Annotated in this window: 21 protein-coding genes and 3 tRNA genes; 11 read left to right on the top strand and 13 right to left on the bottom strand. The window is 43.3% G+C overall.

All coding sequences use genetic code 11. The features are described 5' to 3' along the window. Positions 1 to 12: 12 nt before the first annotated feature. From E0Z06_RS03635 to E0Z06_RS03625, 3 genes are all read right to left on the bottom strand, one after another. On the bottom strand, positions 13 to 327 hold the full coding sequence (locus E0Z06_RS03635; protein ID WP_132581982.1) for a DUF962 domain-containing protein: 315 nt from the start codon (positions 325 to 327) through the stop codon (positions 13 to 15). Between the two features lie 13 nt (positions 328 to 340). After that, positions 341 to 994: a GNAT family N-acetyltransferase gene (locus tag E0Z06_RS03630; protein WP_132581980.1), complete on the bottom strand. Its 654-nt coding sequence runs from the start codon at positions 992 to 994 to the stop codon at positions 341 to 343. Positions 995 to 1114: 120 nt separating this feature from the next. Further along, complete coding sequence (locus E0Z06_RS03625; RefSeq protein WP_132581978.1) at positions 1115 to 1474, bottom strand: DUF3192 domain-containing protein; 360 nt, start codon at positions 1472 to 1474, stop codon at positions 1115 to 1117. 188 nt (positions 1475 to 1662) lie between these two features. On the opposite strand from E0Z06_RS03625, the gene E0Z06_RS03620 reads away from it, so the two are divergent. Then, on the top strand, positions 1663 to 1950 hold the full coding sequence (locus E0Z06_RS03620; protein WP_132581976.1) for a hypothetical protein: 288 nt from the start codon (positions 1663 to 1665) through the stop codon (positions 1948 to 1950). Positions 1951 to 1952: 2 nt separating this feature from the next. Beyond that, positions 1953 to 2732 carry a DUF2310 family Zn-ribbon-containing protein gene (locus E0Z06_RS03615; RefSeq protein ID WP_132581974.1) on the top strand — a complete coding sequence of 260 codons (780 nt, stop codon included), beginning with the start codon at positions 1953 to 1955 and terminating at the stop codon, positions 2730 to 2732. Here E0Z06_RS03615 and syd read toward each other — a convergent pair. Then, on the bottom strand, positions 2717 to 3268 hold the full coding sequence (gene syd, locus E0Z06_RS03610; protein WP_132581972.1) for a SecY-interacting protein: 552 nt from the start codon (positions 3266 to 3268) through the stop codon (positions 2717 to 2719). The genes E0Z06_RS03615 and syd overlap by 16 nt on opposite strands. Positions 3269 to 3342: 74 nt before the next feature. Here syd and queF point away from each other — a divergent pair, with 74 nt between their 5' ends. From queF to E0Z06_RS03570, 8 genes are all read left to right on the top strand, one after another. Then, a complete protein-coding gene (gene queF, locus E0Z06_RS03605; RefSeq protein WP_132581970.1) occupies positions 3343 to 4185 on the top strand; it encodes an NADPH-dependent 7-cyano-7-deazaguanine reductase QueF in 843 nt (280 codons plus the stop codon). Positions 4186 to 4361: 176 nt separating this feature from the next. Continuing rightward, the gene (locus E0Z06_RS03600; RefSeq protein WP_165907369.1) at positions 4362 to 5915 is read left to right on the top strand and encodes a GGDEF domain-containing protein; all 1554 of its coding nucleotides are present in this window, start codon (positions 4362 to 4364) and stop codon (positions 5913 to 5915) included. 33 nt (positions 5916 to 5948) lie between these two features. After that, positions 5949 to 7307 carry a nucleotide 5'-monophosphate nucleosidase PpnN gene (gene ppnN / locus E0Z06_RS03595; RefSeq protein WP_132581966.1) on the top strand — a complete coding sequence of 453 codons (1359 nt, stop codon included), beginning with the start codon at positions 5949 to 5951 and terminating at the stop codon, positions 7305 to 7307. Beyond that, positions 7308 to 8117 carry a flap endonuclease Xni gene (xni, locus tag E0Z06_RS03590; RefSeq protein ID WP_132581964.1) on the top strand — a complete coding sequence of 270 codons (810 nt, stop codon included), beginning with the start codon at positions 7308 to 7310 and terminating at the stop codon, positions 8115 to 8117. It abuts the gene before it with no gap. Between the two features lie 2 nt (positions 8118 to 8119). Beyond that, positions 8120 to 8551 (top strand): DUF3192 domain-containing protein, encoded by a 432-nt coding sequence (locus tag E0Z06_RS03585; RefSeq protein WP_132581962.1) that lies wholly within the window; start codon positions 8120 to 8122, stop codon positions 8549 to 8551. Continuing rightward, the gene (locus E0Z06_RS03580; RefSeq protein WP_132581960.1) at positions 8538 to 9944 is read left to right on the top strand and encodes a hypothetical protein; all 1407 of its coding nucleotides are present in this window, start codon (positions 8538 to 8540) and stop codon (positions 9942 to 9944) included. The genes E0Z06_RS03585 and E0Z06_RS03580 overlap by 14 nt, the downstream gene beginning before the upstream one ends. A gap of 162 nt (positions 9945 to 10106) precedes the next feature. After that, positions 10107 to 11114, top strand: a complete 1008-nt coding sequence (locus E0Z06_RS03575; protein ID WP_132581958.1) for an isocitrate dehydrogenase — start codon at positions 10107 to 10109, stop codon at positions 11112 to 11114. A gap of 67 nt (positions 11115 to 11181) precedes the next feature. Beyond that, positions 11182 to 11400: a VF530 family protein gene (locus E0Z06_RS03570; protein WP_132581956.1), complete on the top strand. Its 219-nt coding sequence runs from the start codon at positions 11182 to 11184 to the stop codon at positions 11398 to 11400. Positions 11401 to 11425: 25 nt separating this feature from the next. Here the strand turns inward: E0Z06_RS03570 and gpt are convergent, their stop codons facing one another. The 9 genes from gpt to E0Z06_RS03525 all read right to left on the bottom strand — a co-directional run bounded on the left by gpt (position 11426) and on the right by E0Z06_RS03525 (position 21365). Next, positions 11426 to 11896, bottom strand: a complete 471-nt coding sequence (gpt, locus tag E0Z06_RS03565; protein ID WP_132581954.1) for a xanthine phosphoribosyltransferase — start codon at positions 11894 to 11896, stop codon at positions 11426 to 11428. Between the two features lie 31 nt (positions 11897 to 11927). Beyond that, a complete protein-coding gene (deoD, locus tag E0Z06_RS03560; protein ID WP_132581952.1) occupies positions 11928 to 12629 on the bottom strand; it encodes a purine-nucleoside phosphorylase in 702 nt (233 codons plus the stop codon). A 9-nt stretch (positions 12630 to 12638) separates the two neighbouring features. After that, a complete protein-coding gene (locus E0Z06_RS03555) occupies positions 12639 to 13853 on the bottom strand; it encodes a phosphopentomutase (protein ID WP_132581950.1) in 1215 nt (404 codons plus the stop codon). A gap of 215 nt (positions 13854 to 14068) precedes the next feature. Continuing rightward, positions 14069 to 16234 carry a prolyl oligopeptidase family serine peptidase gene (locus E0Z06_RS03550; protein WP_132581948.1) on the bottom strand — a complete coding sequence of 722 codons (2166 nt, stop codon included), beginning with the start codon at positions 16232 to 16234 and terminating at the stop codon, positions 14069 to 14071. Between the two features lie 143 nt (positions 16235 to 16377). Next, positions 16378 to 16453, bottom strand: a tRNA-Phe gene (locus E0Z06_RS03545). A gap of 18 nt (positions 16454 to 16471) precedes the next feature. Then, positions 16472 to 16547: transfer RNA gene (locus tag E0Z06_RS03540), tRNA-Thr, on the bottom strand. A gap of 61 nt (positions 16548 to 16608) precedes the next feature. Further along, a tRNA-Phe gene (locus tag E0Z06_RS03535) sits at positions 16609 to 16684 on the bottom strand. Between the two features lie 144 nt (positions 16685 to 16828). Then, positions 16829 to 19591 (bottom strand): hybrid sensor histidine kinase/response regulator, encoded by a 2763-nt coding sequence (locus E0Z06_RS03530; protein ID WP_132581946.1) that lies wholly within the window; start codon positions 19589 to 19591, stop codon positions 16829 to 16831. A gap of 178 nt (positions 19592 to 19769) precedes the next feature. Then, on the bottom strand, positions 19770 to 21365 hold the full coding sequence (locus E0Z06_RS03525; RefSeq protein WP_132581944.1) for an isocitrate lyase: 1596 nt from the start codon (positions 21363 to 21365) through the stop codon (positions 19770 to 19772). A gap of 227 nt (positions 21366 to 21592) precedes the next feature. On the opposite strand from E0Z06_RS03525, the gene E0Z06_RS03520 reads away from it, so the two are divergent. Further along, on the top strand, positions 21593 to 22531 hold the full coding sequence (locus tag E0Z06_RS03520) for a LysR family transcriptional regulator (RefSeq protein WP_132581942.1): 939 nt from the start codon (positions 21593 to 21595) through the stop codon (positions 22529 to 22531). Positions 22532 to 22614: the final 83 nt, after the last annotated feature.

Here is a 22614-nt window from a genome sequence, read left to right as displayed (position 1 = left end):
TACCCCGCCTATTTAACTGGGTAGCTTATGTTTTAACTGCCCGGTTAAGAAATCTTTTAACATCACCCAATCGGCGGCTAGGCTATAAAACGGATATTTAAAGGTAGCGGGTTTATTGTGTTCAAATACTAAATGTCCCACCCACGCAAAGCCATAACCCATTAGCGGTAATAGCCACCAATAGCGCCACTGCTGGCTTACTAGCATTAATAGCAATGCCCCCAGTACTAAGCTGCTACCAATGTAGTGTAATGCACGACATATAGGGCTGCGGTGTTCGCTAAGGTAATAAGGATAAAATTCAGCGAAACTATTAAATTTTTGCATACCACTTACCTTGCTATCTAGCCAATAATGGCTGTCTTTGCCGAAACATCAGGGTGCCACTTACGGTATTAAATGCTAAGTCAGTGACCGTTTGATATTTATCATCCGCAAAGAAAGCTTTATATTTTTCTAGCGTAACAAACACGCCAATACCCTCTGATGTTTCGTCTTTATCAACAATAGAGTCAACCGCGTGTACCAGGTAATGCCCCAATCCTAATTGCTGTTGTTTCGGTGCCACGGCAATAAATGCCAACATATGGTAGCGCTCAGCGGGAATTGCTGCATGAATTTTTTGTTCTTTTTCTAGTAATTGCTTGGTAGAAACATAGCCTGCGGTTAGCAACATATTTAAACGCCAATGCCAAAGCCGATTAGAGCCGATGCCTGAGTCTGGTGTTATAACACAGGCCACACCATACAATTGCTCACCTTGAAATAGGCCAATAATTGGCTGCTTAGCTTGCCAAAAGGCATTTAGTTCTTCACGAATTGCGGCACGTAAGCGCTGTTCATAGTCTGGCTTTTCTGCGCGAAAAATCTCCATAAACAACGGGTCATCATGATAAGACTGAAACAATAGCGATGCGGCAAGCTTTAGCTCGTCAGCAGTAAGTAATATGGCTTTTAGTCGTTCTAGCTCTACCGTATTTAATTCAGTTAACATAACGATCCCTTGTTCTATTGTCGATATATTATCCACAATAACAGCAAGGTTAGTCGTTGACAAATACAACACCTTACTGCTGTCCCACCACCACTATTCACTGCCGAATTGCTAATCACTTTATAAATATTGATAGGCTTTATCGCCCCAACCTACTAATTTATTTTGTTTAAAAATAAGTGCTGTACATTCATCCTTTGTGGTTTTGCCATCACTTTTTACATGATGGGTACGATAAAACAATACCTGCACCGTCTCACCATCTTTGCTAAACGATTCACTAAAATCAGGGGCGCCCATTAGGTTACGAATATCTTGTAGCGACCTGTCCAGTTCCAACTGATTAACTTGGTCTTGGTTATAACGCTGAGTTTTTTGCCAATTGCTCTCATCATCAAATTCGTGCTTACCACCCACCGCTACTACACACCCTGTTAACGTTATCGCCAAAGTTGCCGCGACTAAAAATTTAGCTAACATAATAATTTTCCTGTTTATTTTAATAAAAACTAAGCCTTTGCGGCTTAATACTATTTGTTAAAATACATACAGCAAAGCGCATGCCAAACATTAATTAATTTGAAAACAGCAACTTATAAAGTTAACTCTACTATTGCTGCGCTAACAATGGTAAATTTCGCTACTTGTTAGTCAATTCGGCAATACTAATGACAGATCCAGTAACATTGCTACAGCAGATAGCCGCGCAACTGCAGTACGAAGGTAAAACACCCAGTTTGGCCTTATTTCGTGCCCGCTTAGCCGGCCGCATTACGCCACAACAATTGTTTAGTGCTTATCAACACTGGCGAGCTAACCCTGTTATTGCCACTGACGTAAACATTGCTGTGCCACAAACTGAAATAACACCTCAAACCTCATCGAGGGAACTAGAGCTAACCTTAGCCAGAATTGAAGCGAAGCTTGATTTATTACTCAGCAAGTTGGACAACTAAATATGTATGTGGCCGAGCTAGAATTTAAAATTATTGCCGATACCAATTTTGCTCAGGCGGAATCAGCCATTCGCCATTATATTGAAAAGCTGATTTTTAACGGCCAAATATTAGGCCGCGAGTTTCCTACTGCCTGGCAGCAAGATCGTTTTTGTAGCCGTATTGTAATCCCCGATGAGCACGCCTTATTAGCTAAGTATCACAGCAAACTAGGTAATACCGCGTTACAGCAGCTTGGCAACGCAGGGCTGGCCTATCCGCAATTGCACGTATTGGGAATGGATTTAATGTCACCTCATACCGATCCCTGCGCTAAAGCCAAAAGTTATATTTTATATACTCGATTTAGCGATACCTGCTCGCCACTGCGCTGCGGCGAACATTTTGCGCCTACAGCCTTGTATCAGTTAAAGACATCGGAGCCAGATCATGAACAGTTGATCCGCTGGCAGCTGCAGTATCAAGCATTAGATGAAATTCAGATGCAGCACACTCGTGTACTAGATAAAACCGCAGAGCGAAGCCTGCAGCAGTTGCATAGCACACTGAATAAGCAAGGTAGAAAGCTGGCAAAGCAACTGGAGCTCACAAACGGCATACCGGTTTTTTATGCGTTGTATAGCGGCACCAGCACTAATTGCTCAGCAGAAGCAGATAAAACCTGCCCTGGATGTGGCAAAAATTGGCGTTTAGTACAACCTATGCATGACATTTTTGATTTTAAATGTGATAGCTGTAGGCTGCTGAGTAATATCGCTTGGGATTGTCAAAGCTCATCGTAATGGCACGGCGTTAACTGGGTAAAAAACTCAGCCAAGTTGTCAGCGAGCTTTTCTGAGACTTCTTGGCCAACATGTTCAACGAACACTTCACCGCTGCTATTTAGTACAGAGAGTAAAACAGCGTCATCTTCTGTGGTGGCAAAGAATACGGTTTCACGCTGTTTTAACCGCCGTTTCATCATAATGTGACCGATAATATTTTCTTGCAGCCGCTTCAAATCATCGTTATTCCACACCATTAGCAAGGCTAACTTACCACGCTGATGTTCAGCCGCTAAGCCAGCACCATAGTGCTGGCTATAGAAGGTTTTAATATCATCATGCAGTGTAAGCTCAAGCGCCTGTTCAACATTAGTGAAATCGGCGCTCGGTTGCTGTAATACTGGCTGCCACGCTACATTGTTATCGATAATATCGCCGTGCTGACATGGCGAAGGGCTTGCCGTATCAACCCAAGTTGTTAGCACGCTTTGTTGCTGTTGATGCCACTGCAACGCTTGATGAATAAACTGAGAGTAATTGCTTGCCAGACTCACGCGACCTTCCGTCATACTTTATGATAAACTAGCGTCATTGTATCGTTAACCTTGCAGTGATAACAGTAACCGACATGAGTCAAAGCCAATCCGATATTCTTGCTGGGCTAAGCTTAGGTAAAGTAACCGCCTATGCTGATAAATATGATGCCAGTTTATTACAAGCGGTACCGCGTAGTTTAGGCCGCGACGATATAGGCATAAACACGACTGTTCTGCCTTTTATTGGTCAGGATATTTGGCACGGTTATGAGCTATCTTGGCTTAATGCCAAAGGTAAACCCATGGTGGCTTTAGCGACCTTTGTGGTGCCGTATGACTCAGAAAACTTAATTGAGTCTAAATCGTTTAAGTTATACCTAAATAGCTTTAACCAAAGCAGATTTACTGATTTAAGTAAGGTTTATAAGCATTTACATACAGATTTATCAGCTTGTGCCGGCAAACCGGTAAAAGTAAGCCTACATAATGTTAATGAAATTATGGCGTTTCAACCAACCTGGATCCCTGGGCGTTGTATCGACGAGCTGGATATTGAAGTTAATCAATACCAATATGACGCAAGTTTGTTGCAGGTACAGCCGGATGCAGATGTTGTAGACGAACGTGTACACTCGCATTTATTAAAATCAAACTGCTTAATTACTTCTCAGCCTGATTGGGCAAGTGTGTATATCCACTATCGTGGTAAAGCCATCGATCATGAAGGCTTGCTACGTTACTTGATCAGCTTTCGTGGCCACAATGAATTTCACGAACAATGCGTTGAGCGTATATTTAGTGATATTTGGACGCGTTGCCAACCAAGCTTTTTGGCCGTTTACGCGCGTTATACTAGGCGTGGCGGTTTAGATATTAACCCATGGCGTGCTAGCGCACCTTATACTCCTCCGGCGATTCGTTTAAGCCGCCAGTAATCTAGATAATTCGCATTATTATACAATGCTAACCCGGTAGGCGTTTTGCCTACCGTAACGTGTTTGCCAGCTCGGTTTTAACAAAAACTTCATTTCTAGACAATCAGATATCGCATTTATAGCGATAGTCGATATACTTATGTTTAAACAACTATTTAATAAACAGCAGGCAGGTGATGCCCTTGCAAGATGACACGAAAAAACAACTAAGCAACGCCCTTAAAGCGCGTAAAGTGCTTGAAGACACTTACGAAGCACAGTTTAAAATACTGGCGCAGTTTGTTGCCCGACTGTCATTAGCGTGTAAAGGTGTCGATGTTGAGCTAGATAACCGTTTGGCTAAATTACGCACTGAGCTAAATCGCGGTACTGACTTAGAAAAACTGCTGCCATTTATAGAAGGCACCAGTGAAACCTTAAAGCAGTTTGAAGCTAAGCACCAAACTGATGTGCAAAAAGTGCAGCAGGGCTTAACTGATGCTGGTAAATTACTGCAAAAACAAAAAGGCTTACCTGATCAGTTACGCCGTGATTTACGCGACTTATTAACTAAGGTGGAAACGCCATCAGCGACAGTTCACGCCTTCTTACCACATATAAATAATCTGACCGAGCTGTATCAGCAGGCTTTACAGGCGAAGCAACAACTCACTGGTGACAACGCAGACGATGATCGCTATAGCCATACTTGCCGCAAAATAAGCATTGAGCTAACCAACTTACTTAGTGAGCTGGCGTTTGCCGATGACTGCGCCACTGAAATGGATAAAATTCGGGTTAGCTTACTTGGCAACCTAACCATTGATGTGTTGCTAGAAGCTTGCCTTAAAACCATTAGCATTATCATTACCAGCATTAACCAAGAGCGGCAGTCAGCGGAGCATTTTTTACTAAAACTAAATGACGCACTCTCTAGTGTGCAACAAGCCGTTGTTTCATCGCTAAACACCTCTTCTGAACTACAAGAAAAAATGCTGGTGCTAAACCAGCAAATAGAGCAGCAAATTACCCATTTAGGTGCAGCTAGCCAACGTGCGACCTCGTTAGAACAATTAAAAGCCTTAGTAAGTGACAAATTGTCGGCTATTGCTAATTCAATGCGCGCAAAAGATAAGCTAGAGCAACAAGATAGACAAAGCTTGCTTAGCACACTGGACAGCATGGAAGCACGGTTAAATGAGCTAGAAGCCGATGCGCTAACCTTTAAAAAACGTATTTCTGATCAAAACTTCCGTAGTTTGCAAGATGCGCTAACCGGCATAGCAAACCGCGCCGCCTTTGACGAGCGCTACCAGTTAGAAATTAAACGGGCTCAGCGCTATAACAAGCCATTGTGTGTGGCATTAGCCGACATTGACCACTTTAAAAGCATTAACGATAACTATGGCCACAGCGCAGGCGATAAAACCTTACAGGTTATCGCCAAGGCATTAAAACTGCATTTGCGTGAAACCGATTTTATTGCCCGCTACGGCGGCGAAGAATTTATTATTCTATTCCCGGAAAGTGAGCTTAGCGAAGTAGAAGCGCCGTTAAATATGCTTCGTGAAAAAATTCGTAAAATTCCGTTTAAATTTAAAAATGTTAGTGTCCCTATTACTATTTCATTTGGTGCGACCCAATTTAGCAGTAACGATACTAGCCGCAGTGCTTTTGACCGCGCCGATGAAGCTTTATATGAAGCGAAAAAATCCGGCCGAGACAAAGTAATACTTAAACCCGCTAAGTAACAGCGGGTGTTGTTAATACATTAAGGAGCACATATGCATGTGCAGCTAAACCCACTAGGGTCAATGGACTTATTATCACAATTAGAAGTCGACCATTTAAAACAAAATACCCAGCGCGAAGCATTTAAATTATTTCGTAATTGCTGCCTAGCGGTACTTAACGTTGGCAGCCATACCGACAGCTCAGCAGAAATTTATGAGCAGTACCAAGACTTTGCGGTTAATTTAATAAGCCGAGAGCGCGGCATTAAAATTGAGTTATTTAATCCGCCAGCAAGTGCCTTTGTTGACGGCGAGATTATTAAAGGTATACATGAACACCTATTTGCCGTTTTGCGCGACATTCTGTTTTATCACAACCGCTTGCAAAGCGACAAAAGCTGGTTAGATTTAAACAACGGTGCCCATATTACCCATACGGTATTTGATATTTTACGCAATGCCCGAGTTATCGACGCCAGCAATGAACCTAATATGATCGTGTGCTGGGGTGGCCACTCCATCAGCGAAGCAGAATATAAATATACCAAAGAAGTGGGCTACGAACTTGGCCTACGCGGCATGGATATTTGTACTGGCTGCGGCCCAGGCGCCATGAAAGGTCCAATGAAAGGCGCGACCATTGGCCATAATAAACAACGCCGCAGCACAGGCCGTTACCTCGGCTTAACCGAACCCGGCATTATTGCGGCTGAACCACCTAACCCCATTGTTAATGAGCTCGTTATTTTGCCAGATATTGAAAAACGGCTTGAAGCCTTTATTCGTGTGGCGCACGGTATTATTATCTTTCCTGGTGGTGCTGGCACAGCAGAAGAATTACTGTACCTGTTAGGCATTATGTTGCACCAAGACAACCGCCAACAAACTCTACCTATCATTTTAACAGGCCCCAAACAAAGCGAAGCTTACTTTAATGATATTTCTAACTTTATTGAAAATACCTTAGGTAAAGAAGCGTTAAGCCTATTTGAAATTATTATTGATAACCCACCAGAGGTAGCGCGTAAGCTGAAACAAGGCACGATAGCGGTGCGACACTACCGTAAATCGGTAGGCGATGCTTATCACTTTAACTGGACGCTGAAAATTGAACCGGGTTTTCAGCAACCTTTTATCCCAAATCATCAGAATATGGCCGCACTCGACTTGCACTTGGATCAAGACAGCGCAACACTGGCTGCTAATCTGCGGCGCGCATTTTCGGGTATTGTCGCCGGCAATGTAAAAGATGACGGCATTAAAGCTATTCGTCAGCAAGGGCCATTTCAAATAAGCGGTGAACCTAAGTTAATGCAAATGATGGATAACTTATTACAAGCTTTTGTTAATCAAGGCAGAATGAAACTACCCGGTAGTAAATATGAACCTTGCTATAAGGTTGTACGTTAAATGGTACACCTGCTACTTATTGATGCGCTTAACTTAATCCGGCGGTTATATGCGGTTCAAGAGCGGCCGTATTTACCATTGCAAGATGACGTAGCAGAAAGCACTAAAATACAAATTGTGCATAATACCGAAAATATGTTGCGCCAAGCCCTAACGCGGCTACAACACGACCTAAAACCCAGCCATGCACTATTGGTGTTTGATGGTCGTGGCAGCCAGTGGCGTAAGGCGCTATATCCTGACTATAAAGCTAACCGCAAACCGATGTCAGCGATATTGGCTGATGCTCTTGTGGGTTTAAAGCATTGCGCCAGTACTATCGGCATTAATAGCGTAGAACAAGACGAATATGAAGCCGATGATATTATTGCCTCTGTCGCGACTAAACTGGCACAACATGGGCAGCAAGTAACTATAGTGTCTACCGACAAAGGTTTTTTACCGCTACTTGCTGACAATATTCATATTTATGACCCGTTTTTACGCCAATTTCATGACGAAGACAGTGTGCAGCAAAAGTTTGGCGTTAGCACAGCACAACTGGTGCGTTATTGGAGTTTAGTCGGCGATAGTACTAACCATATTCCTGGTGTAAACGGTATTGGCCCCAAAGGTGCTCACGATTTACTGGCATTAGGTGCAACCTTAACCGACGCTTTGGAACACCCTGATTGCCATAAAAAACTACGTGAAAAAATTTTACAACACAAAGAGCAAATCAAAATTTTTATGCAGCTTTTAACCTTAAGAACCGATGTACAACTTGGGCTGAACCTGCAAGAAATGCGTATTAACCCGCAGGCTCATTAGATATGCAATGGCTAACCGCTTTAACTCATACTCAACTTCGATTCGGCAAATTTAGCGGCATTATGTTCGGTTTAGTTGTATACGTATTGCTTACTGCGGCGGTGTTGTTGTGGTATCAAGATGATGTTGAGCAAATGAATTGGGCCGATCGTGAAGTGTTTAACCATAAAATAATTAGTAAATATCAGCTTAATGACACTGTTTTACAGCAGCAAGTATTAGCGCGGTTAGGCGCTCCGGATATTACCTTTGCCCAACAACAAGGCAAGGTGCTATATCAGATACTTTATTATCGTACCCATCGCAGTAAAGCTGACGGTATTACCACTGCCGATGAATGCACCGCATTATTATTTAAAAATCGTCGCTTAATTGCGATTGGTGATGCTGCAACTTCGCAGTATCAGGCAGCGACCACCAGTGCAAAACCATAACGTCGACTGGTTGCGCTATCAACGTTTGCTGCAACAAAGTACCGCTCATATCGCTAAGCTTGCCGACACAACCAACCTGCTGAAATTAAGCCAACAACTCACAACGCTGCGCTTAAGCCTCGTTGATAACAGCCTAAGCTTGCTAAAGGAGCATGCTGACCTACCACCTAGCGTAGAGAAAATTGAGCTAACCTTGCTGTTATGCCAGCATTATCAATGGCCTAAGCCAATTTGGCGATTACTATTACAGGCTGCTTTTTGTAGTATCTTGGTGCGGGCTATGCCACAACAGCAACAATGGCCGAGTTTATTGCCTTTTCCTGCCTTAGCGGCTGCGCGCTTGCTACAATTAAATGGTCAAAACACCTCGTTATTAACCGTACTAGCCGGCTGCTACCCAAGCGAGCGTAAACAAGCAAGTTGGTTGCAAAACCCGTTAAGTTTGGTGCTTACCCAGGCAGAATACTTAAGCGATAATCGCAAAGGATCAGAACCGTTGCTGCAACGCATAGGTATACGTATCGCACTAAGTAACAGTGAGTATGAATTGCGTTTGCTGCAGCATATTTTATGCTATTTAACCTTACCAGCCGCGTTAGATAATGCAGTAACTGATGATCATCTAACAGACAATACAGACTTAATTAGTAACGCCAAAATTTATCAGCTATTTGCTGCCGATAATAAAGATATTGAACATTATCTGCGTCAGTCTGCGGCTCTTGGTATCACAGTATTAGCAAGAGCAAGCCAGTTAAACCGGCTTAAGACTCAAGTTGTTGATTTACATTTAGCGCTAAATTTACTTGGCCGAACCCAATTACCGCACATTTTGACCGAAGCTGAGCTACACGCCAATCTAATGCAATTACACCAGCCTAACCAGCTGGTACTACAACAGTTTAGCGCTATTGTGGCGTATGCACTTAGTGTGCTCTTGCCAGCTAAACAACACAGCATTGCCTACTGGCAAGCTTTATCATTGTGCATTAGCGCGCCACTATGGCTGGACAATACAAGTTATGCATCGGCCTTGCTCGTGCGCACTAAAACCGGTTTTCGTATACGTATATCCGATAACCACTACCAAAAACCAGACACTCAGCAACTGGTTTTTGGCTTGCTACGACAGTACAACCTTAGTGAATGGCAGCCGGCAGCACAGCACTGGCTACAAGCAGAAAAAACGCTACCTAATAGCCAACAAAGTTTAGCGCTGCAGCTGGCTTGGTATAGCGGTATAGCCGTGCTAACTAATCAAATACCGCAACAATTGCCACCGCTAATAAGCCGTGCACAACAAAGCCAGCTGCTTAACCATAATTTATCAAACTGGTTACTGCAGTTAGCTAGCCATTGCCAATGTTATTGTCCGCTACAACTTAGCTTATAGCGTTACTACACCATTTATCTTACTTATACAGAGTATAATCGTTACTGCTGTCGCAACAGTACCGTAAACTGGCGTGAATAGCCGAAAAATGCTATATTCTGCGCCGTTTATGGCCCGTTCTGGGCCTTCTGTATCTATGTAGTACGACAGCTAAGGATCCCCATGAGCAAGCAAATTATTACTGTCATTAAAGGCGATGGCATTGGCCCAAGCATCGTTGAAGCCGCCATTCAGGTACTAGACAAAGTTGGCTGTGAATTTGAATACGAATATGTTGACGCGGGTTTAACTGCACTAGAAAAAACCGGCGAATTACTACCACAAGCCACATTAGATGCTATTGCGCGTAATAAGATCACGCTAAAAGGCCCACTAACGACGCCAGTAGGTGATGGTTTTACATCGATTAATGTCACGTTACGGAAAAAATTTAATCTGTATTCCAATGTGCGCCCAGTCATTTCGTTTAAGGGCACTAAAGCTCGCTACGAGAATATTGACATTATTACGATCCGAGAAAATACCGAAGGTATGTACTCTGGCCATGGTCAGGTGGTGTCTGCTGATGGCATGGTAGCGGAAGCCACCAGCATTATTACCCGCGAGGGCGCAGAGCGTATTGCGGTATTTGCTTTTGAAACAGCACGCCGTGAAAAACGTAAAAAAGTAACCATAGTACACAAAGCCAATATCTTAAAATCAACGTCGGGTTTATTCTTAAAAACCGCGCGTGAAGTGGCAACCCGTTATCCCGACATTGAAACCCAAGAAATGATTGTCGATAACGCCTGTATGCAACTAGTGATGAACCCGCAGCAATTTGACGTTATTGTTACCACTAACTTATTCGGCGATATTTTATCTGACTTATGTGCGGGTTTAGTTGGCGGTTTGGGTATGGCACCTGGCGCAAACATTGGCACTGACTGCGCAGTTTTTGAAGCGGTACACGGCAGTGCGCCCGATATTGCTGGCAAGAACTTAGCTAACCCAAGCTCAGTTATTTTAGCTTCTATTCAAATGTTAGAATATTTAGGCCAACAAGATAAGGCAGAGAAAATTCGCGCAGCACTGGCCGATGTTATTGCCACTGGCGATCGCACGACTCGCGATCTAGGCGGTAGCTTTGGCACTACAGACTTTACCGCCGCAGTATTAGAGCGCTTATAAGCATTGGTTTTGTTATAATAGCCATCATTGTATGGCTATTTTTTTGCCTATAAACGAGGAGCTGGGTATGTCGCAACCTAACAACGTATTACATGGCGTAACCTTAGAGCAAATTGTTACTGCACTAGTTACGCATTTTGGCTGGACAGAACTGGCTAAACAGATTGATATTAACTGTTTTAAACTAGACCCTTCGGTTAAAAGCAGTCTAAAATTTTTACGCAGAACACCTTGGGCACGGCAGAAAGTTGAAGAGTTATATATTGCAGAAAAGCTGTATCAGTAGCACTAATACAGCGTCTTAACCGAGCTTACTTATCTACCAGTGGCTTGCTATAGGCAAGCTCCATATCCCAAGGTAGCTGGATCCAGGTATCTTGTTCTATATCAGCAACATAGTAATCAACTAGGGGTTTACCCTGCGGTTTAGCATACACGGTAACAAAGCTCGCTTTGGGGAAATGCTCACGCAAGACCCTGGCAGTTTCACCGGTATCAACCAGATCGTCAACAATCAGCAAACTAGCATCATCTTGCAAACTCGCCGCTTTTAAAATACTTAGCTTACCTTGTTTATCATGCTGGTAGCTGGCAACACAAATACTATCAATAACACGAATATTCAGCTCTCTAGCTAAAATAGCCGCGGGTACTAAACCACCACGGCTTACTGCAACAATAGCGGTATAGTTTTTACCTAGCAGCCGATGTGCCAGCTCTTTAGTGGCATGGTGAAACGACTCCCACGACACGTAAAACATTTTATTTGTTGATAATGACATACCCTGCCCTACACATTGGCTAACGCAAAAATTATAAGCAGCCCAGCGCCACTTCAACCATTTCATTAAAACTGGTTTGGCGCAGCTCAGCACTCAGTGACTCACCGGTACGAATATGATCGCTCACGGTGAAAATGGCTAACGCGTTAATACCATACTCGGCGGCAACACCGTATAAACCGGCAGCTTCCATTTCTATTGCCAACACGCCATATTTTTCTAAGGTGTCAAATAAGGTTGGGTTAGGGTTATAAAATAAGTCAGAGGTAAAAACATTACCTACCTTAACGTCAATCTGCTTGGCTCGGGCGGCAACGACGGCTTTTTCTAGCAGATTAAAGCTAGCAATAGCAGCAAAATCTAAGCCGCCTAAACGGTTGCGGTTCACACTAGAATCGGTGCTGGCGCCCATACCAATGACGACATCTCGTACCTTTACATCTAGCGGCAAACCACCACAAGAACCAATACGAATAATGTTTTTTACACCAAAAAACTTAACCAGCTCAGTTGCATATATAGAGATAGACGGTACGCCCATGCCAGAGCCCAGCACGCTAACTGGTTTACCTTTATAAGTTCCGGTGTAACCCAACATGTTACGCACCGTATTTACGCATACCACGTCAGTTAAATAGGTTTCGGCTATATGTTTTGCCCTAAGTGGATCGCCTGGCATTAATACGGTTGGCGCAAAAGCATCTGCTGCTGCATTAATATGCGGAGTAGCCATAAAAGTCTCTTAATTAATCGAAGTTAAAAATGAATCGCCGTACGCCATAGCGTCCAGCCCAAAATAGTCAGCCAGCGTTTGGCCTATATCAGCAAAGCTCATGCGCTCACCCAAGTTTACTGGCTGCATGCCCGGTTTATACACCAGCACCGGAATATACTCACGCGTATGTTCAGTGCCATGCCAAGTAGGGTCGCAACCGTGATCCGCGCTAAGCAACAACAAGCTATCAGGCGCACAGGCCGCCATCAGTTCAGGTAAACGTTGATCAAAGTATTCTAAAGCTTCGCCATAGCCAATAGGGTCGCGGCGATGACCAAAGTTTTGATCAAAATCCACTAAGTTAGTAAATACAATACTATTGTCTACTTGCTGTGCCATTTGCGTCAAGGTGGTGTCGATTAAATCGGCTAAACCGGTGGCTTTAATACTGCTACTAATGCCTTGGTGCGCATAAATGTCGGCAATTTTACCAATGCTAACTACCTTACCGCCAGCAGCAGTTAACTTATCTAATACTGTAGCTGCAGGTGGCAGTACCGAGTAATCTCGTCGGTTTCCGGTACGAGCATAATTAGTTGCATTGTCGCCTAAAAACGGCCGAGCAATAACACGGCCGATGTTGTAACTATCTAGTAATTCACGCGCTACCAAGCAAAAATCGAGTAAGCGGTCTAAGCCAAAGTGCGTTTCGTGCGCGGCTACCTGAAATACGCTGTCCGCCGAGGTATAGCAAATAGGTTTACCGGTTTTAATATGCTCGTCGCCCAGTTTTACTAAAATATCGGTGCCTGAAGCATGACAGTTACCTAAAATACCTGGCACACCAGTGCGCCGACATAATTCGTCTATCAGTGCGGCAGGAAAACTCTGGGTTTTATCAAGAAAATAGCCCCATTCAAATAACACGGGTACACCAGCCATTTCCCAGTGCCCACTAGGGGTATCTTTACCGCTGCTAAGCTCACGCGCATAACCATAACCACCGAGTAGTTGCTCAGTGTCTGCTATATCAGCCTGTACGCCACCCGAAGCCGCTGTGCCCGCTTTAACTAAGCCTAACCTAGCTAAATTAGGCAAGGCTAACTGCCGGCCTTTTTGCTGATGAAACACCTTAGCAATACTAGCGAAAGTATTCGCACCAACATCACCAAATTTAGCCGCATCGGGTGCATAACCAATACCAAAGCTATCTAGTACTAGGATCACTACTTTTTTTGTCATAGTCCTGCTCCGATGTGGTGTTAACTGGGTGAGTAATTACGTTACGTTAAGCGCAAAACAATAGTGCTACAACGCAGTTTTCAAAAAGGGCAAACAGTGTAAAACTAAGCCAGCGGCAATACAACACTATGGCTATAACCGCACAGCATAAAACCAAGACAAAACCCGCCACAAGGGCGGGGTTTAATTGTAACAACAACTAAAACAACACCTATTTACGGTAGTGGTTTATAGCCCATGTTATATAATGTAAAGCTAAAGATATCGGCCATTTGCTCAATTTGTTTCGATACCGGCGTACCTGCACCGTGGCCAGCATTAGTTTCAATGCGTATTAACTGCGGGTTTGTACCGGCGTCTTTGGCTTGTAACTCTGCAGCAAACTTAAATGAATGTGCCGGTACTACGCGGTCATCGTGATCGGCCGTTGTCACCATAGTTGCAGGGTACGAAACCCCCGCTTTAACATTATGCACCGGTGAATAACCACGTAAGTAATCGAACATTTCTTGGCTTTGCTCGCTAGTACCATAGTCATAGGCCCAGCCAGCGCCTGCGGTAAAGGTATGGTAACGCAGCATATCCATTACGCCTACCGCTGGCAGTGCAACCTTAACAAGGTCTGGCCGTTGGGTCATTACTGCACCAACTAATAAGCCGCCGTTAGAGCCACCACGAATAGCCAATTTGTTGCTTGAGGTATAGCCCTGCTTTTCTAAGTATTCAGCGGCAGCAATAAAGTCATCAAATACGTTTTGCTTTTGCAACTGAGTACCAGCCTGATGCCATGCTTTACCGTATTCGCCACCACCACGTAGATTAGGCACAGCATATACGCCGCCCATATCTAGCCATACTGCATTAGGAATACTAAAGCTTGGCGTTAAACTAACGTTAAAGCCGCCATAACCATACAATATGGTTGGGTTAGTGCCGTCGCGCTTTAAGCCTTTTTTATAGCTAATAATCATAGGCACTTTAGTGCCATCTTTTGAGCTATAAAATACCTGTTCTGACACGTAGTTTTCGCTGTCAAAATTAGCACCTGATTTACTATAAACCTTTGAATCACCTAAAGCCGGGTTAAAGCTATAAATCGTTTGTGCTGTCGTGTAATTGGTAAAGGTATAGTACAGATTAGCATCCTGCTTTTTGCCACTAAAACCACCGACACTACCTACACCTGGCAGCTCTACATCACGCACCAACTTGCCGCTGTAATCGTACTGTTGCACTTTAGCAATGGCATCAACCATATACTCAGCAAAAATAAAACCACTACCGGTAGATGCACTTAACACATGTTCAGTATGCGGGATTAAGTCAACCCAATATTCAGGCTGAGGCTTTACTGCGTCTACCGTTACCACCTTCTTATTAGGTGCGTTTAGGTTGGTAACTAAATACAACTTGCTACCATCGTTATCCAATAAACGGGTATCTGAATCAGTGTGATCTAAAATAGTAACTAGCGCGCTATCTGGCTTAGTTAAATCTTTTAAAAACAGCTTATTACCTGACGTTGAAACCGCTGCTGTAATCAGCAAATATTTGTCATCTTCAGTTACAGAAGCGCCAACATAACGGTGCTTTTCGCTGTCAGTATCGCCAAAAATAACTGGGTCATTTTTCTGTGCTGTGCCCAACTGGTGATAATACAACTTATGTTGATCAGTTTTAGCTGACAACTCACTGCCATCGGGCTTGTCGTAACTCGAGTAATAAAAGCCTTCATTACCAAACCAGCTAATACCACTGAATTTTACATCAACCAGTTCGGTTTCTAATTTCTGTTTAGTTTCAACATCAATAACGATGATCTTGCGCCAGTCACTGCCACCTTCTGAAATAGAATAGGCAAGTTTAGAACCGTCTTTAGAAAAGCTGGTTTCAGCTAATGACGTGGTGCCATCAGCACTAAAGGTGTTCGGGTCTAAAAACACTTCACTGCTACCATCGTCTAATTGGCGATAGAGCACATACTGGTTTTGTAAGCCGTCATTTTTATAGAAATAGGTATATTTGCCTTCTTTAAACGGCGCACTGATTTTCTCATAATTCCATGACGCGGCTAATTTTTGCTTTATTGTTTCACGATAGGGAATAGTAGCTAAGTAATCAAAAGTGACCTTATTTTGTGCTTTAACCCAAGCTTCAGTTTCTTTACTGCGATCATCTTCAAGCCAGCGGTAAGGATCAGCAATTTTATTATCAAAATAGCTATCAACTACTTTACCTTTGGCTGTTTGCGGGTAAGTTAGCGCGTTTTTTGTAGTTTCAGTCATAGTTACATTATTCGGTTCGGTTACAGTAGCCGTGTTTGGCTCACCGCCACAAGCGGCTAGCAAAGATACCGCTAGAATACTAAGTACGTGTTTCATCGAAGAGCTCCCTGTTTCTTGTTGTTTTATCGCGCCTGAGCTTAACAAAGATGTGCCGTTTTGCCTATTTCAGGCAATCGATTTTTATGCGATATAAGATTAAAAAGCAAAAAAGCCAGTCAAATGACTGGCTTTCGCTGTAATGGTGCCCAGACCCGGAATCGAACCAGGGACACGCGGATTTTCAATCCGCTGCTCTACCGACTGAGCTATCTGGGCAAAACTGTGTTACGTAAATGGTGCCGCTTATCCGAGTCGAACGGATGACCTACTGATTACAAGTCAGTTGCTCTACCAACTGAGCTAAAGCGGCAAACTACGTTATAGAAAAAGTTGCTCTAATTTTACACTTAACAACTTTAGCACCTAATTAATGGTGCCCAGACCCGGAATCGAACCAGGGACACGCGGATTTTCAATCCGCTGCTCTACCGACTGAGCTATCTGGGCAACGCGGGTCGTATTAAACGGATTTTACGATATTAAGTCAACAGATATTTTATCAAGCAAGTACTGTTAGCTTATTAGTTATACAATAAGTGCGAATTACACACTAAACCGCCACCGCTATGCCGGTTTAATGTGTATTTTACCTTAATAACGCTGCTTGACGTAATTTACCACATCTTGATATTTTTCTTGGATTACTCGGCTGTATTCTTTAATTACCGACCAGTCACTATTCTCTGCAGCAGTTTCAAGACTGAGAGCTTGCTCTGATAAACTTAGCGCTCCGATACTTTTTGCTACAGATTTTAGTTGATGTGCCACAGCCCTAACTCCGCTGCGATCATTGCTTTCTAAATGCGTCGCTAACGTAGCAAGTAAATCAGCAGCATGCTTAACAAAATAGTTTAAATGCTCTTCGTGCTTACTGGAATCGTTGCCAAGAAAATTAGCTATAGTAGTAAAGCAAATAGGCGAAGCTTGCTGCGCAACCTCACTATTTAGACTAACAAGCTTTTTAATATCGGCCTTGTGCGGCAACCAACGGGTTAACATAATTTCAAGCGTGGCAAGCTCTATTGGCTTAGTTATATAGCCGTCCATACCAATGCTCAGGCATTTTTGCTCTTCACCTTTAAGCGCATTCGCTGTTACAGCAACAATCCGCGTAAATTCGGCACCCTCACTTAAATGCAGGCTTTCTTTACGAATAGCACTGGCTAAATCGTAACCGCTCATATTCGGCATATGCAAGTCGGTTAAAATAAGTGGATAGTGAAATTGGCGCCATTTTTCCAGCGCTATAGCACCGTCGTCCGCAACCTCAACGGCATAACCTAGGGCATTAAGCTGATCAACAATAACGCGCTGATTCATTAAGTTATCTTCAGCCAGTAGTATTAGCTTACGCTGCTTACGAGCCTGCTCGATCGACGGTGCTGCAGTCGCAGTAATTTTTTCACCAGCATATACTGGTTTAGCTTTACGCTTGGCCGCGATAAGCACGGCGTCATAAAGATGACTGCGGCAAATTGGCGAGCTATGTAAATAATAGACACGGTCTGTACTGCGTTCAGATAACTCAACTTGGTTAGTAATAATAACAAACTGCACCTGCCCCATAGTCGGCATTTGTTGTAGCTGATCAATCTGGTTCGCTGAAATTTGCTCGTAAGTTGCATCTAAGACCCAAACAGCTGCCTGTTTTGGCGGTAAGGGCTTGGTATTCTCTGCGCGCTGCAACAAAGCCTCAAAGCTATTGGCGACTTCAAGCTCTGCATCGGCATATTCAAAGTACTCGGTCAAATGCGTTTGGTTGTGCGGGTCGGTAGTAAACAAGCACAAATGAATATCACGTAATAGTTCTTTATCAAGATACTGAATTTCATCAGAGCGACGCATAGGCACGCGAACAATAAACTCCGTACCTTGATCAACCTGGCTTTTAACGTTGATATCGCCATACATTAACGACGTTAAGCGCTGACAAATTGATAAACCTAAACCTGTGCCACCAAACTTGCGCGTTATAGAGCCTTCAGCTTGACTAAACGGTTGGAAAACATAGCTAATTTGACGCTGAGTCATGCCTTTGCCGTTATCAATAATACTGAACTGGATCTGGCTAAAATCCATATTCTCTTCTAGCAAATCAGCTTTAATAATGACTAAACCAATTTTCTCTGGCGTGGTTTGGGTAAACTTTATCGCGTTACCCGCCAAATTATACAAAATCTGTCTTAAGCGCACCGGATCGCCAACTAAACCATAAGGAATACGTGGGTCAATAAATAGCTTTAAATCGATTTGTCGCTGATACGCAACCGACACTAAGATACGGCCCACGGCTTCAATAATTTCGACCAATGACAGCGGTATCGTTTCTAATTGTAACTTACCAGCTTCAATTTTCGAGAAGTCTAAAATATCATCTAAAATGCGCAGTAATGAGAATGATGATTCGCGTATCGTGTCTGTCATGCGAAACTGTGACGTAGATAACTGAGTTTTACGCAGTAAATCTATAGTACCTATAATGCCATTCATTGGCGTTCGGATTTCATGACTCATCGTTGCCAAAAACGTTGACTTAGCTTCATTCGCTTTTTCAGCGGTTAATTTTGCCGTTTCTAAAGCATCGGTGCGCTCTTTAATCCGCGTGTCCACTTCTTGCTTAAGGTTTTTAATATTTTGCTCTGACTCAGCCAGCGCAGCATGACCTTGCTCAATTTTACGAAACAACTGATTAATATGACTGCCAAGCACGCCATAACTATCTTGTGCATGGCTATCGACACTGATATCAAACTGCTCGTTGTCTAAAGCTTGATGTGTGCCAAGCAATAGCGGTTTTATACGGCGGCTAAAAAAGCCTGAAATAATTGACGCAAAAAGCAAACTTAGTATCAAGCCAATCACTAAACTTACGCCAAAAGCTGCGGCATAAGGCCACTGCGGCTTAATATCGAGTTGTTGTACATAAATGAGTAGTGCTTTCTGTTCTGGCTTTAAACTTATAATCTGGTGCACCACCAAATATTCATTATTTTGCTCAGCGCTCTCAGTCCAAAGTGGTTGGGGTACAAAGCCTTGTACGTTATTAGTATTAGCAATAAGTTCAACATCACCACGTTCTGCTTGGCGATATAAATATAAGGCTCTAGTTGGATCGCCATTACGCGTTTGAAATAATACCTGCTCGGTAGCGCTACTATTATTACTTTGCAGCAACGGCGTTATTGCACGTTGTACTAACGTAGCGTCAGCACTAAGGCGAGCTAACTGCTTATCATTGTAATTAGGATCTGGCTGATTTAACGCCATAAACAGGCCAGCTTGCACTAATAGCGTAAATAAACTGAGTAATATAAGGCGCTTAAAGATAGGCCGACTAAAAGAGGTGTTTTTCATTAGCTGTCCAATTTCTCTGCTTTTACTGCACACTACGTAATTTGTTTAGCAGTTTAACAATTTTTAGCCTCTTGCGTAACCGTATAATTGCGCCGCGATTTTGTTGTCACAAAAACGCCAGCTTAATGCTGGCGTTTAACGTTAGATATCGTTGACTGCGCTTTATTTCATAACTAATTTAGAACTGATTCATGGTGTTATCTTTACCGCCCGCTTTTAACGCCGCTTCGCCTGAGAAATATTCTTTATGATCATCGCCTACATCTGAACCCGACATATTCTGATGTTTAACGCAGGCAATACCTTGGCGTATTTCTTTACGTTGCACACCCTCAACATAACCCAACATGCCAGCGGCACCGAAGTATTCTTTAGCTAAATTATCGGTTGATAATGCCGCCGTATGATAAGTAGGCAAGGTGATAAGATGATGGAATATGCCGGCTTCACGTGCCGCATCGGCTTGGAAGGTTCGTATCCGATTATCCGCTTCTAACGCTAATTCGCTGGCATCATATTCCTCCCCCATTAACTGCGCGCGGTTATATGCATTAAGATCCCGACCCGCGGCTTGCCATGCATCAAATACTTGTTGGCGGAAATTGAGTGTCCAGTTAAAGCTTGGGCTATTGTTGTAAACCAGCTTGGCATTAGGTACTACCTCGCGGATACGATTTACCATTTCGGCAATCTGGCCGACGTGCGGTTTTTCGGTTTCAATCCATAACAAGTCGGCACCATGCTGCAATGAGGTAATACAATCAAGTACTACGCGGTCAACGCCACTGCCACTCTTAAATTGAAATAAACCACTGGCTAAACGTTTTGGTTTTAATAACTTACCATTCGCTTTTACTACAACGTCGCCATTGGCAATATCATCGGCACCACTAATAACGTCGCCATCTAAAAAGCTATTGTATAAATCGCCTAAATCACCAGGTTTATTGGTTACCGCGATTTGTTTAGTTAAGCCAGCACCTAATGAGTCTGTGCGAGCGACAATAATACCGTCGTCGACACCAAGTTCTAAAAAGGCATAACGTACTGCATTAATTTTGGCTAAAAAATCGGCATGTGGCACGGTTACCTTTCCATCTTGATGGCCACATTGTTTTTCGTCAGACACTTGGTTTTCAATTTGAATGGCACAAGCACCGGCTTCTATCATTTTCTTCGCTAACAAATAAGTAGCCTCTTCATTACCAAAACCAGCATCAATATCAGCAATAATAGGCACTACGTGAGTTTCGAAGTTATCAATTTTATATTGTATTGCCGCAACCGCAGTTTTATCTGCTTGCGCTTTAGCTGCATCTAGCTCTCGGAACAAACCACCAAGTTCACGCGCATCGGCTTGCTTTAAAAAGGTATAAAGCTCAGTAATTAGTGCGGGCACTGCCGTTTTTTCATGCATTGACTGATCGGGCAATGGCCCGAATTCTGAACGCAGTGCGGCGATCATCCAACCGGATAAATACAGGTATTTGCGTTTGGTGGTGCCAAAGTGTTTTTTAATAGCGATCAGTTTTTGTTGGCCTACGAAACCGTGCCAACAACCGAGTGATTGTGTATATTGGCTACTATCTAAATCATATGCTGCCATATCAGCACGCATAATTTTGGCAGTGTATTTAGCAATATCTAACCCAGTATGAAACTGGTTTTGTGCGCGCATTCTAGCGGCTGATTCAGGATTAATGGCTGCCCATGCCGCACCATTTTGCTGACGTAACTGAGCTATCTGTTGTATTGCATCTTGGTAAGCTGACATCGCGATATCCTTCTTTTGCTTATAGCCCAATAGGCTGGGCGCTATTTTCCTCAAGCTGATAGTCAACCTGACGGCTTCCACTATAGGTTTGATTTCAACAATTCATAAAGATGATTTTTGTTATGCCTATCATTCACGCAACTTATGAAAAAGCGCACTTGACGACTGCCGTATAGCCAGTGCTATGATTCATTACACTTATACAAAGTCAGTCGGTTATTAAATATATGAATATTAAGAAAATGGATTTAAACCTGCTGGTTTATCTAGACGTATTACTGCGGGAAAAAAACGTTACTCGGGCCGCGCACCAACTTAATATTACCCAGCCGGCGATGAGTAATGGCTTAAAACGACTGCGTGATTTACTTAATGATCCCATACTTGTGCGCACATCTGAAGGTATGGTGCCAACCGAACGCGCTCGTGAGTTAGCACCCATTGTACGTGGCGTATTGCTAACTCTAGAAGAAACTCTGCAACCTAACAAAGACTTTGAACCGCTTCTTAGCCAGCGCGTATTTCGTATCATGGCCAGTGATTACGCAGCATCTACCTTGATCCCTGCGCTGCTGAAGAAAATGCGTGTACAAGCACCACACACCAGTTTAGATATCATGACGCCATCAGACGTTACCTTTCACGACGTAGAAAACGGTAAGGTAGATATGGCGATTAACCGCTTTGACCAACTACCGCAATCGTTTCATCAAAAAACCGTTTGGCGTGATAGTTTTTCTTGCCTCATTAATGCACAAAATCCAGTACTAAAAAACTTCAATTTAGACAGCTATTTAAAAGCCCAACATATCTGGGTAAGTAAAACCGGCTTCGGTGTTGGCGTAGGTATGGACCCTAAAGACGTACAGAAATTAGGCTGGGTAGATGAGGCACTCGCTAAGCTGGGTAAACAACGCAACATCTCGGTATTTACCCGTAATTATCATGTCGCAATGCACCTCGCGGTTGGTATAGATTTAATTGCGACCCTACCCAGCCATGCGGCTCGGCTTTATGCCAATGACCCTACTATGGCCATTATGGACCCACCGTTTGCCATTCCTTCGATTGAGCTAAAAATGATTTGGAGCCCTTTGCTGCATCAAGATGCTAGTCATATTTGGTTTCGCCGATTAATAGTAGAAACGGCCGATGAACTAAATTAAAACGCCAAATATACTAAGAGTAACTAACACCATAGCCGCTATATTAAAAGGCTAAGTAACAAACACGAAAAAGGCGCTGTCAG

Source organism: Rheinheimera sp. D18, from assembly GCF_004345025.1.
GTDB lineage: Bacteria > Pseudomonadota > Gammaproteobacteria > Enterobacterales > Alteromonadaceae > Alishewanella > Alishewanella metallidurans.
The sequence above is the reverse complement of the archived record's forward strand: the minus strand, read 5'-3'. Positions and strand labels throughout refer to the sequence as shown.